Origin of the sequence: Hymenobacter crusticola, from assembly GCF_002154225.1 — a bacterium.
In the GTDB taxonomy this organism is placed as follows: Bacteria; Bacteroidota; Bacteroidia; order Cytophagales; family Hymenobacteraceae; genus Hymenobacter; species Hymenobacter crusticola.
Genome location: NZ_MTSE01000006.1, coordinates 355,218 through 368,016, shown reverse-complemented (window position 1 = coordinate 368,016; position 12,799 = coordinate 355,218). Strand labels below are relative to the sequence as shown.

Below are 12,799 nucleotides of genomic sequence, written 5' to 3'. Positions count from 1 at the left end.
GGCAGCGACGCCACGGGGCTGGTCAAACAGTAAGGTTGGCGGCGACCGACTCTCCCACCGGTGAAGGCAGTACCATAGGCGCACCGGGGCTTAACGACTCTGTTCGGAATGGGAAGAGGTGAACACCCGGGCTAAAGCCACCATTACTGGCGGGGGGTGTCGGGTTCAAGCGAACACCCCACAACATAGCGTTGACGTGCAGCAACGAGTAAGTAAACCAAACAACAACTTGCTCCCAGAAGCCCTCGGGTCCTTAGTACTACTCGACTCACTTATTTCTAAGCGTCCATCTATAGCCTATCAACGTCATCGTCTCTGACGACCCTTCTATTGGGAGATCTCATCTTCAGGTGAGTTTCGCACTTAGATGCTTTCAGCGCTTATCTCATCCCAGCGTCGCTACCCGGCGCTGCAGCTGGCGCCACAACCGGTGCACGAGCGGCTGGTCCATCCCGGTCCTCTCGTACTAAGGACAGGTCCTGTCAAATCTCCAACGCCCACCACAGATAGGGACCGAACTGTCTCACGACGTTCTGAACCCAGCTCGCGTGCCACTTTAATCGGCGAACAGCCGAACCCTTGGGACCTTCTCCAGCCCCAGGACGTGACGAGCCGACATCGAGGTGCCAAACCTCCCCGTCGATATGAGCTCTTGGGGGAGATCAGCCTGTTATCCCCGGCGTACCTTTTATCCTTTGAGCGATGGCCCTTCCATGCGGAACCACCGGATCACTATATCCGTCTTTCGACCCTGCTCGGCTTGTAGGCCTCACAGTCAAGCCCGCTTCTGCTATTGCGCTCTACGTACGGTTACCAAGCGTACTGAGCGGACCTTTGAAAGCCTCCGATACTCTTTTGGAGGCGACCACCCCAGTCAAACTACCCACCAGCCACTGTTTCCGTTTCCAGATTAGGCACCGGCTAACACAAGGGTGGTATTTCAACGTTGACTCCCCGAAACCTGGCGGCTCCGGCTCACAGTCTCCCACCTATCCTACACATGTGTTAGCCAGCGTCAATGGCAAGCTATAGTAAAGGTGCACGGGGTCTTTCCGTCCCGTGGCGGGTACTCGGCATCTTCACCGAGACTACAATTTCACCGAGCTCACGGCTGAGACAGCGCCCAAATCGTTACACCATTCGTGCAGGTCGGAACTTACCCGACAAGGAATTTCGCTACCTTAGGACCGTTATAGTTACGGCCGCCGTTTACCGGGGCTTCGATTCAAACCTTCGCCTTGCGACTAAGTTCCCCTCTTAACCTTCCGGCACCGGGCAGGTGTCAGACCTTATACTTCCGCTTGCGCGTTCGCAAAGTCATGTGTTTTTGTTAAACAGTCGCTTGGGCCTTTTCACTGCGGCTTCTTGCATTGCTGCAAGGAAGCGTCCCTTCTCCCGAAGTTACAGGACCATTTTGCCGAGTTCCTTGGCCGTGATTCACTCGAGCACCTCAGGATTCTCTCCTTGACTACCTGTGTCGGTTTGCGGTACGGGTTATCTAGCAGTAAACGCTTAGCAGGTTTTCTTGGCAGTCTGATTAGGCACACTATCCCGTTGGCCGAAGCCGCCAGGTACTATCACGTTTCAGCAGAAAAGGCGTACTTGACTACCTCTCCTATACCTACACGCTTCAACGGGCACTTCCGTCCGCCCGCGGTGCTTTCACTTCTGCGTCACTGCATCACTCCACTAGATAAGTGCGGGAATATCAACCCGCTGGCCATCGACGTAGCTTCTCAGCATAGCCTTAGGTCCCGACTAACCCTGCTCCGATTAGCGTTGAGCAGGAAACCTTAGTCTATCGGTGGGCAGGTTTCTCACCTGCCTTATCGTTACTCATGCCTACATTTGCTTTTCTCGCCGCTCCAGCATCCCTTACAAGACACCTTCTCCGCTGACGAGAATGCTCCCCTACCACTTAGCTTAACGCTAAATCCATCGCTTCGGTACCGGACTTGATGCCCGCGTATTATCGATGCCCTCTCGCTCGACCAGTGAGCTGTTACGCACTCTTTAAATGAATGGCTGCTTCCAAGCCAACATCCTGGCTGTCAAAGCAAGTGGACCTCCTTTGTTCAACTTAGTCCGAATTTAGGGACCTTAGCGGATGGTCTGGGTTCTTTCCCTCTCGGCCTGGGACCTTAGCACCCCAAGCCTCACTGCCGGTTATATTACGGGGCATTCGGAGTTCATCAGGATTCGGTAGGCTCTGACACCCCCTAGTCCTATTGGTAGCTCTACCTCCCCGTAACTCTACACCGACGCTGTACCTAAATACATTTCGGGGAGTACGAGCTATTTCTCAGTTTGATTGGCCTTTCACCCCTACCCACATGTCATCCAAATCCTTTTCAACGGAAACTGGTTCGGTCCTCCAGTTGGTGTTACCCAACCTTCAACCTGCACATGGGTAGATCACAAAGTTTCGCGTCTACCCCCTCGGACTCTGCGCCCTATTCAGACTCGCTTTCGCTGCGGCTCCATGCTTTAAAGCATTTAACCTTGCCCGAGAGGAGTAACTCGTAGGCTCATTATGCAAAAGGCACGCCGTCACCCCACAAAAGGGCTCCGACCGCTTGTAAGCACACGGTTTCAGGTTCTTTTCACTCCGGTATTCCCGGTTCTTTTCACCTTTCCCTCACGGTACTCGTTCACTATCGGTCTCGCAGGAGTATGTAGCCTTGGCGGATGGTGCCGCCGGATTCAAACGGGATTTCTCCGGTCCCGCCCTACTCAGGAATCCTCTACCGTGCAGTACTCGCTCGCTTACCGGACTCTCACCGTCTCTGGTTGACTTTCCCACGTCATTCAGCTAAAGTACTCCAATCAGATCTTGAGGTCCTACAACCCCGGCCTGGCCGTAACCAAGCCGGTTTGGGCTCCTCCCCGTTCGCTCGCCACTACTTGGGGAATCATATGTTATTTTCTGTTCCTCCGGGTACTTAGATGTTTCAGTTCCCCGGGTTTGCCCTTTCCCTCATACAAGGAAAAGCCCCTAGTCTTCCACTAGGTGGGTTGCCCCATTCGGATATGCCAGGATCACTTCGTATGTGCCAATCCCCTGGCCTTTTCGCAGCTTATCGCGTCCTTCATCGCCTCTGCGAGCCTAGGCATCCCCCGTGTGCCCTTGCTTACTTCTTGGGCCGGGCGACTCGCGTCACCCGCGCCGTTGTTTTCTTTTCTTACTCGTTGCCGTACGTCAAAGAACATCAGAACTCCCTGCTGGAGCTCTCTGCCAAAGCACCGCTGTCGCCAGCAACTGCTTCGTAAAAGGGAAGTGCGTGGGTGCCCCGGTTGGGCCCCGTGCGGGTACGTGGTGGAGAATAACGGATTCGAACCGTTGACCCCCTGCGTGCAAGGCAGGTGCTCTAGCCAGCTGAGCTAATCCCCCGTTGGTCGTGTCTGCCGGCCGCTCGCCCTGCGACGTGGGCCTGCGTGGACTCGAACCACGGACCTCTACATTATCAGTGTAGCGCTCTAACCACCTGAGCTACAAGCCCGGGTCAACTACAAATCACGTAGTTGCTACCGAAAAATCGTTGAGTGACGGAAAAAACAAACAGATAGCGTTGGACAAGCCCAGTCCTCACGAGCCGGCGNTGCCAAAGCACCGCTGTCGCCAGCAACTGCTTTTTGAAATCTGAATGAAGGAAAAGACAAATAGTGTAGTGTAACTGAAAAAGCTCACGAGTCGGATGGCTCCAGAAAGGAGGTGATCCAGCCGCACCTTCCGGTACGGCTACCTTGTTACGACTTAGCCCCAGTTACTTGTTCTACCCTAACCGGCTTCTGTGACGAGCACCGGCTTCAGGTCTACCAAACTTCCATGGCTTGACGGGCGGTGTGTACAAGGCCCGGGAACGTATTCACCGCGTCATTGCTGATACGCGATTACTAGTGATTCCAGCTTCACGGAGTCGAGTTGCAGACTCCGATCCGAACTGAGACCGGTTTTTTGAGATTGGCATCACATCACTGTGTAGCGACCCTCTGTACCGGCCATTGTAGCACGTGTGTAGCCCTAGGCGTAAGGGCCATGATGACCTGACGTCGTCCCCGCCTTCCTCACTGCTTGCGCAGGCAGTCTGTCTAGAGTCCCCAGCATAACCTGATGGCAACTAAACATAGGGGTTGCGCTCGTTGCGGGACTTAACCCAACACCTCACGGCACGAGCTGACGACGGCCATGCAGCACCTTGCTTTGTGTCCCGAAGGAAAGCCTCATCTCTGAGGCGGTCACGCGCATTCTAGCCTAGGTAAGGTTCCTCGCGTATCATCGAATTAAACCACATGCTCCACCACTTGTGCGGGCCCCCGTCAATTCCTTTGAGTTTCACTCTTGCGAGCGTACTCCCCAGGTGGGATACTTAACGCTTTCGCTCAGCCAGCAACAGTGTATCGCTGCCAGCGAGTATCCATCGTTTACGGCGTGGACTACCAGGGTATCTAATCCTGTTCGCTCCCCACGCTTTCGTGCCTCAGTGTCAGTACCAGCCTAGTCAGCTGCCTACGCAATCGGGGTTCTAGAGGCTATCTATGCATTTCACCGCTACAGCCTCTATTCCGCCAACCTCGTCTGGACTCAAGCCCGGCAGTATCCATGGCAGTTCTCCTGTTGAGCAGGAGGCTTTCACCACGGACTTACCAGGCCACCTACGCACCCTTTAAACCCAATAAATCCGGACAACGCTTGCACCCTCCGTATTACCGCGGCTGCTGGCACGGAGTTAGCCGGTGCTTATTCCTCAGGTACCGTCAGAGCGGGACGCATCCCGTTTTTTCTTCCCTGAGAAAAGCCGTTTACAACCCAGAAGGCCTTCATCCGGCACGCGGCATGGCTGGGTCAGTCTCTCGACCATTGCCCAATATTCCCTACTGCTGCCTCCCGTAGGAGTCTGGCCCGTATCTCAGTGCCAGTGTGGGGGATCACCCTCTCAGGTCCCCTAAGCATCGTCGCCTTGGTGGGCCGTTACCCCGCCAACTAGCTAATGCTACGCAACCCCATCCAAAACCAATAAATCTTTAACCACTGCCTGATGCCAGGCCATGGTCTTATGCGGTATTAATCCGCCTTTCGGCGGGCTATCCCCCAGTTTTGGGTAGGTTGGTTACGCGTTACGCACCCGTGCGCCACTATGGTATTGCTACCACCGTTCGACTTGCATGTATTAGGCCTGCCGCTAGCGTTCATCCTGAGCCAGGATCAAACTCTCCATTGTATGAATTTCTACATCTATGCGAACATAGACTGATGTCGAGTGCTGATCCGACTCGTATTGACGAGCTTAATCGTTTTGTTACGCTATGTCACTAATTGCCGAAGCAAATAAGTGCTTTACCATTTGTCTTTTCCAAACATTCAAAGAACGTCTGTCCATCTCATCTAGATGAACGTTGTGCAGTATTTTGTTGCTGCTTTTCGAAGGTATTACCTTCGTTTTGTTTCCCTTATTTTGATTGGGGATGCAAAGGTAAGAATCGTTTTCTTTTATCCAAAACAAATCTTGAAAATTTTTTCCGACTTGTTTTCTGTTATCCCTTCCTTCTGAAGTGGGCTGCAAAGGTAAGAAGACTTTTTTGCCACGCAATAGGCGTGTAAAAAATTTCTTGTCTGATTTACTGGTTAGCCTAGTCAAGATAACTAACCACGTTCTTACAACGCTGCAGACAAGAAAGTTGCATGTAAACACAGAAAGGCTAGAAAGTGTGCTTACGCGCTTATCCTGTACAATGCAGAAGGACTGTATTGCTTGAAGTAGTTGAAATGAGTGCTTAACCGAATGGGGCTGATTACAGTGAACTGGGCCGCAGACCTGTAGGCAGAGGTATAATAATGGTCAGATACTCTATTAAGTGTGACACAAGCCCTAAAGGGATGAAGCGACTTGCGCGCATCGTATTTCTGGCACGGCGCATTGGCTAACCGAGTCGAGTTGCTATCGTTCGTTGGCGAAACTGCTGCGGCTGAGCTTGGAATACAGGTCTGAACTATAGACTCATGTACTTATACAGTAACAACGATGACCAACAGCGTGAAGGACTAGGTCTTGCTACGCAGTTGCTAGGTATACTCTTTTTAATAATAAGTATACTGTATATAAGGTAAGTCACAAACCAATTACTTTATTGGTATCTGTTGCCTCTATATTCTATAGCCATTGCATCAGTTAGCCTTGCTAAGTTGTGTTCATTCGCTAAAGCTTAGTGTCATTCTATCTGAGGATCTCTGTAGACTACATCCCGTTGGGCGGAGCTGCTGAGCTAACTGAGGCAACACTCATTAATGAGTATGCTCTCCTGTAGTACGCCTGCTATATTATATAGCTTCTGACCTGTCGTGGCAGCAATTCTATTCGAAATCAAACCTTGGCAGTCAGGGCTTAGACTTCTATCGTAAAGCATCCTACTAGCTGGCCACGTTAATCGCTACTATGGCTTGCATCTAGGTATTGATAAGCTGTAAGTGATGTGAGCCTCTCTGGATTGGCCGCTTTATACAGCCGACTGGTCACGCCTCTAACATTTATAAGAAGGCTAGGTATTCCTTAGTCTTCAAAAGCAAGTTACTCCTCGTCTGGATTACCACATTGTTACTCTCTATTCCACGAGGTTAGTCGATCCTTACTGGTCAAGTTTTATTAGTGTATTACTCTACTGGAGCGGGGACGAGTTACGACATCGCTTTTCACTACCATATGCTCCCGCTACTTGCGTTAGGTAACGCGTGAAGAGAAACTCACTTTGGCATAGAACCGACCAAAAGCAAAAAGCCACTTCGTATGATTACGAAGTGGCTTTTTGCTTGGTGGGAGATGTAGGGTTCGAACCTACGACCCTCTGCTTGTAAGGCAGATGCTCTGAACCAGCTGAGCTAATCTCCCGTTGCTGACCGGGCTTGTGTCCCGATTGCGAGTGCAAATATGGTGGGTCTTTTCGATTCCGCAAAAAAAACTACGACCTTCGGTAAAGATTTTTTGGGTTGGAAAGAGGATCAGAACCTCAAGGGGTTCATTGCCAGTATTTTTGGTTTGCGGAGTAAAGCAAAGTTTTTTTTCAAAAGTGTGTTGCTAGGCCTTTTTGTGCTGCTTGGTAGCATATTTCTTGGGGTGTGGCTAGGCAAAGACCACATCATTGGGCTCTTTGTGCAGGAGGCCAACCAGCACTTGCGCACGCCGGTACGAGTTCGCAAAATTGATCTGTCGCTACTGGATCAGTTTCCGCGCATTTCCATTACGTTGCACGACGTAGTGGTATCAGGATCCTTGGCGCAGGATACGGTGCCGCTCGCACGAGCGCGCACATTGTACTGCGCCTTCAATGTGTGGGATCTGGTGGCCAAGCAGTACCGAGTGCGGGCGGTGAGCGTTGTGGATGGGCAGGTGCAAGTGCGACTTGATACGCACGGGAAGCCCAACTATGAGGTAATCAGAACAGGTAGTTCTAACGAAGAAGCAAGCAGTCAGGGCGGTAAGGCTTTCGGTTTTGCCTTGGAGAATATTCGGGTGCGGCGAGTAGCAGTGACGTATACTGACCTAGCAAGGCAGCAGCATATTACGGCGCAGACGTCGGACTTACGAGCTAAGCTTACCTTGGAAAATGACCGAGTGGCTATTCAAGCAACGGGGGCTACGTATGTGCAGGCTATTCGGCTAGGGGATGATGAATACGTACGCGATAAGTATTTGAAGGTAAAGGCGGACATGGTCGTTGATCGACATGGCCGCTTACTCACGCTTAAACCTTCAGAAGTGCAGATTGGGCCTGCTGCATATGGCGTGGCGGGGACAATCGGCTACGCAGGAGCTACGACGCTGGACTTGCGTTTTAAGGGGCATCATACTAATGTACAGTCGATTGTTGCGCTGCTGCCACCGCGTATGGCACGGCGCTATGAAGTGTACCGGAGCCAAGGCGAAGTTTATTTTGGCGGAACAGTACGCGGGCTCATGACGGCGCACGACGATCCGGCCGTGGCGATGCGCTTTGGTTGCCGCGATGCGTCCTTCTACCACGAGCAGTATGCCGAGGGCGCTGAGCACGTCTTTCTTACCGGCACGTTCAATAATGGGCGGGAGCACGCCCTGCGTACCAGCACGCTTGCCCTCGCCCAAGTACGAGGTACTCTGCAGGGACGACCTTTCACCGGCGACTTGCTGTACGAAAACTTTGTGGATCCTAGCGTGCAGGTGAAGCTACAAGCTGACCTCGATGTGGGACGGGTTCTGCGCTTTTACCCCGTGGCCGCAGTGCATAGCGGTAGTGGCGAAGCAAAGCTAGCTTTTCAGTTTACGGGTAATCTGCGCCAGTTTAGATCACAGCCAACGGCGGCTGCAATTCAATCGGCGGGTGAGCTGACGCTACAAAATGTGCGGCTTCAGCTGCGAAACTTCGCCCAACCGTTCACTAATTTGACTGGTACGTTCCGTTTACAGCACAACGATGTAACTGTGCCTAGGTTCAGTGGCCGGCTTGGGCGCTCTGACTTTCGAGTGCAAGGTGTGGGGCGAAACGGCCTAGGGTGGCTATTGCTGCCCCAGCAGCCGTTGGTAGCTAAAGCAGAATTTGCTTCTTCCTTACTCGATTTTGATCAGCTGTTGCGGGTGCATATTACGAGCAATGGAGTAACGCGCGGCAAGCAAGCGCCAAGAAAAGCTAGTCCTTACGAGTTTACCGTATCGCCTACTCTGTCGCTCGATCTGAATACAAGCGTCCGGCATGTGCGCTTTCGTCGCTTCCGGGGGCGAAATCTGCGGGGTGTGATTCGAGTTCATAATCAAATTGTTTCTTCCCCAGACCTAGGTATAGCGGCCATTACTGGCCAGGCTACGGTGCGTGGCTATGTAGATGCCCGGCAGCCAAAGTTCTTGAAGGTGAGCACAACCATGGGTTGTTCGCAATTACCGCTTGACAGCCTGTTTTACGTGTTCGAGGATTTTGGTCAGCACTTTATTACGGCCCGCCACTTGCGCGGCTCTCTCACTGCGTCGGCCGAGTCGGACATGTACTTTGATCGGCAACTAACGCCCCTGACTGATCGCCTGGAAGCAGAGGTGAGGGCGACTGTACGTAACGGCGAACTGAATAATTTTCAGCCCCTGCAAAAGCTGTCGATGATAGCTAGCCGCGAGAAGCTGCGGCACTTACGCTTTGCGGAACTCACTAATAACTTCTATATCCAAAGCCGGACGGTATACCTCCCCGAAATGGAGGTGCGCTCTAATGTGCGGGCGGCATCCCTGCTGCGTGTTACGGGCACGCACACCTTTGATCAACAAATGGACTATCATCTTTCCATTCCGTTGCTGCCAGGGTTGTTACGCCGGGCTAATGGCACCGCCACCGGGCCTAGCTTGCTGCTTGCCATTCAGGGCACAGAAGATGACTTTCGCGTGAGTTACGACCGGGCACGGGTACAAGCCAACCGGGCTACTGCTAGCCCTAGTGCTTCGGCCCGGTTACCCGAAAGCACTGGCACGGTGAGGCGGACTGCTACGAACAATAGCCAGTTGCCGCCGGTCAAACCAACTGAGCCGCGTAAGTTATTTGAGATTAAGAAGCCCGAGAAAAAGCAAGTGCAGCCACAGCCGGGCGAGGATTTCGGGTTTTGACCGACAGCAGGAGGAGCTAGGGCGACGCTCAAGACGCAGGGAGAATCAACATTTCTTTTCGCTTACCGTTAAGAAGTTCGGTTTTATCTCCCAACCCCAACCGACCCCTAGTCATGAGCGAGACACAAGTTTTACAGAGCTATTCAGAGCCAGAAAAGACAGCTTACCTGAGCGTTATTGCGAGCTTAGCTTCCGCCGACCGGCAGGCCTCGCAAGCCGAAGTGGAATTCTTACACCAATTATCGCAGGCAGCAGGTTTGTCAGAGGGTGCTACTCAGCAAGTGGTGGCCGCGGCGCAAGACTCTACGAACCAGAGCGTGCAGCAAAACCTGGATGCGCTGCGGGGCAGCGACCTGCGTTATTCACTGGTAACGGACCTCATCAGCTTTGCCCGAGCCGATGGTGCTTACTCTAATGATGAGGAAGCAATGGTCAACAAAATAGCCAGCTACCTAGGCATCAACCAGCAGCAGCAGCACACCCTCGAAAACGTGGTAGACCAAGCCGCTCAAGTACCGCACGATGCCAACGACCCTGCTAAACAAGGTTTCCTCAATGGCATTGGAGATAAGCTCAGCAGCGTTGGTATTCCGAAAGGTGCCCTCATGGCCGGCCTGCTCGGTGTGGTGGCCCCAATGGTGATTTCAAAAGTTGTCGGCCGCGGCGGCCAAACGGGTGGCTTCGGTGGTGGCAGCACCATGGGTGGCTTGTTGGGCGGCGCTATGGGTGGTGGTAGCGGCATGGGTGGGCTACTTGGTGGCTTGCTCGGCGGCGGCCTGCTCAGCAGCGTACTCGGTGGCGGTCAGAGCTCCGGCGCTGATCCTTACGGTACCTCCATGCCGCAGCAAGGCACGCACGTAGGCAGCGGCGGACTCGGTTCTATCATGTCCATCCTAGGTGGCCTAGGAGGACAGCCTAACTCAGCTCCACGGAGCGCAGGTGGCGGCGGACTATTAGGTGGTGGCATGGGCAGCTTGCTCGGCGGCCTGTTTGGTGGGCGCTAAGCCACCCATAACCCGCCTAAAATCATAAGAAAAGCCCATCCGATAGCTTCGGATGGGCTTTTCTTATGATTTTAGGCGGGTTATGCTCTATATAGTAGAAGCCCTGTGTGCAGGTACCAAGCTCAGACCAGGGGCTTTTCAGGCACTGCTTGCAGGCTGGTGAGCGACCCATCTGTAAGCTGTAGAACAGTGGTGTTTGTGCTGGCAAAGGTGCCACCGTGCTGCTCTACTACTTCAATAAGACGGTAGTTTAGCTCTTCCTTCACGTTCAGGTATTCGTCGTAGCTGGTTGTCTCGACAAAGTATTGTACCGTGACTTCCTTAGCCGCTGGGGTAAGGGCCGCAAACTTGATCTGAACTTCTGCCGTCACGAGCGGATGCTCCTGGATGGCCCGCTGGCCATCTGTGATAATCTGGCGTAGCTGCTCACTGGTCGTCGTGTGATTTAAAGCGAGCGTGAAGCTGACCCGCCGGGCTGTGCGCAACGACAAGTTATCCAGGGGCTTATCGATCATGGCTTTGTTGGGCACAGTCACGTAGCTTTTCTCGGCGGTACGCAGGCGCGTGCTGCGAAAGCCGACCTTCTCGATGGTGCCCGTGACCGTGCCCACGGTTACTAAATCGCCAACCGCGAATGGGCGGTCTAGGAAAATAGTAAAGGACGCAATTAGGTTCTCTAGGCTCTCTTTGGCGGCAAAAGCCACTGCCAAGCCGCCAATACCTAGGCCCCCAATCAGCGCCGTGACATTCACTCCAAATGCTTTCCCCAGAATAACAAGGAAGGCAAAGCACATGACAAGTACCTTAAACAGGTCTTTCGCGAAAGGAACCAGCTGGTCGTTGAGGCGGGAGGGCGTATGCTCGGCCCGCCGGGTGAATACCAAAACCGCAAAGTCGATTAGGCGCAGCGCAATCCAGGCCACAGAAATGATGAAGCCAACCTGATAAGCACGAAAGGCGGCCAGCTTCGGCCACGGCTCGTGCCGGCTTAGTTCGGAACTGCGTACCGGATAATCGAGCACATTGAAAGCTAGGTATACCGTGATGAGAAATACGACGATGGAAACCGGCGTAATTAGGAGCTCTTGAAACTGCTCTTCCGAAACGCCCTCGGTGCGGTCGCGCAAGAAGCGGAACGCCAAGCGGGATAACAGCCGTGACAAAAGCGTTTTGAAAATATAACCGAACAACACGATGCCTAGGCACGTGAGATAGGCCAGCATGTTATTGCCTAAAAAGCGTAGATTCAAAAATTCTTGAACGTTCATAAGGAGTAGCGAATGGCTGGGCAGGTGCAAGCCTTAGGCCAAAGCAAGAGTTGAAGAAGAGGTGGGGGACTGCGAACGAGTAAGTTAGATTTCGTCGAAGAGTGTCCTTTGTGTTAAGTACGACGAAACCAGTTATGCGTAGAAAGTGGCAAGTTCTGTATCAGAATTGGATGCCAATTCGCGAGCTAAATCAAAATGCCAAAATTTTTTATATGGGGTAGTAAATAGTATAAAAGTAATTTTTAATGTAATATTGCTTATTAATACACTAAATTGAGTTTGCTTGACCTTAATTGATGATTGATTTGGGGCTGAGCCTTACTTACTTAAGTGGAATTTTTTCGTCTGGAAACGCAATTTGAGGAACTTTGAGTGCCTTAAATATCGTACTAGACATATTCGAGCTTTCTGCAAAATACCAAGAACCTTGTCACACGACCCTATGAAACCGTTGCTTTCGCGTGTAGAATCCAAAAAAGTAGATAAAGCTGCTGCGATGCTTAAAGTGTTGGCTCATCCCAAGCGCTTAGCCATCGTCGATCTACTTGGCAAAGAAGATAAGATGACCGTTACGGAAATCTATCGTTCGCTTGACCTGCCTCAGGCTATTGCTTCGCAGCACCTGATTACCCTTAAAGATCGTGGCATCCTGTCCTCGTTCAAGGTGGGTACGAAGATCTACTACTCGCTCTCTATTCCGAAGCTACTCGACGTAATCGACTCGCTGGAGGATTGCTGCGATACGCTGTAATTAGCTAGCGTTTTTCTCCCGACGCGAAAACAGAAAAGGACCGCCATCAGACGGTCCTTTTTCGTTTTAAATCCACCTGAGGTAGCGGAGCCATGGTGTTCTGCTAGCCTGCGTTGCGGAGTGAATAGCTCCAATGGGCAAAACACCGATAGAACTGCAGTTTGTAAA

The 12,799-nt window shown here is 52.3% G+C and carries 4 protein-coding genes, 3 tRNA genes and 3 rRNA genes; 3 read left to right on the top strand and 7 right to left on the bottom strand.

Annotation, left to right across the window (positions count from 1 at the left end):
• Positions 1-33 precede the first annotated feature (33 nt).
• The 6 genes from rrf to BXP70_RS14175 all read right to left on the bottom strand — a co-directional run bounded on the left by rrf (position 34) and on the right by BXP70_RS14175 (position 6,881).
• Positions 34-145 (bottom strand): 5S ribosomal RNA (rrf, locus tag BXP70_RS14205).
• An 88-nt stretch (positions 146-233) separates the two neighbouring features.
• Positions 234-3,141: ribosomal RNA gene (locus BXP70_RS14200) — 23S ribosomal RNA — on the bottom strand.
• Positions 3,142-3,314: 173 nt separating this feature from the next.
• Positions 3,315-3,391, bottom strand: a tRNA-Ala gene (locus BXP70_RS14195).
• A 35-nt stretch (positions 3,392-3,426) separates the two neighbouring features.
• Positions 3,427-3,500: transfer RNA gene (locus tag BXP70_RS14190), tRNA-Ile, on the bottom strand.
• Between the two features lie 205 nt (positions 3,501-3,705).
• Positions 3,706-5,219: ribosomal RNA gene (locus tag BXP70_RS14185) — 16S ribosomal RNA — on the bottom strand.
• Together the 16S, 23S and 5S rRNA genes with 2 tRNA genes alongside form the textbook arrangement of a ribosomal RNA operon.
• Before the next feature lie 1,584 nt (positions 5,220-6,803).
• Positions 6,804-6,881: transfer RNA gene (locus BXP70_RS14175), tRNA-Val, on the bottom strand.
• A 180-nt stretch (positions 6,882-7,061) separates the two neighbouring features.
• Between BXP70_RS14175 and BXP70_RS14170 the strand changes: the two genes are divergently transcribed.
• Together BXP70_RS14170 and BXP70_RS14165 are read left to right on the top strand one after the other, a co-directional pair.
• Positions 7,062-9,608: an AsmA family protein gene (locus BXP70_RS14170; RefSeq protein WP_218779793.1), complete on the top strand. Its 2,547-nt coding sequence runs from the start codon at positions 7,062-7,064 to the stop codon at positions 9,606-9,608.
• Between the two features lie 113 nt (positions 9,609-9,721).
• Positions 9,722-10,612: a TerB family tellurite resistance protein gene (locus tag BXP70_RS14165; RefSeq protein ID WP_086594746.1), complete on the top strand. Its 891-nt coding sequence runs from the start codon at positions 9,722-9,724 to the stop codon at positions 10,610-10,612.
• 122 nt (positions 10,613-10,734) lie between these two features.
• Here the strand turns inward: BXP70_RS14165 and BXP70_RS14160 are convergent, their stop codons facing one another.
• Positions 10,735-11,880 (bottom strand): mechanosensitive ion channel family protein, encoded by a 1,146-nt coding sequence (locus BXP70_RS14160; protein ID WP_086594745.1) that lies wholly within the window; start codon positions 11,878-11,880, stop codon positions 10,735-10,737.
• Positions 11,881-12,322: 442 nt separating this feature from the next.
• Between BXP70_RS14160 and BXP70_RS14155 the strand changes: the two genes are divergently transcribed.
• Entirely contained in the window at positions 12,323-12,631 is a 309-nt protein-coding gene (locus tag BXP70_RS14155) for an ArsR/SmtB family transcription factor (RefSeq protein WP_086594744.1), read from the top strand.
• Positions 12,632-12,799: the final 168 nt, after the last annotated feature.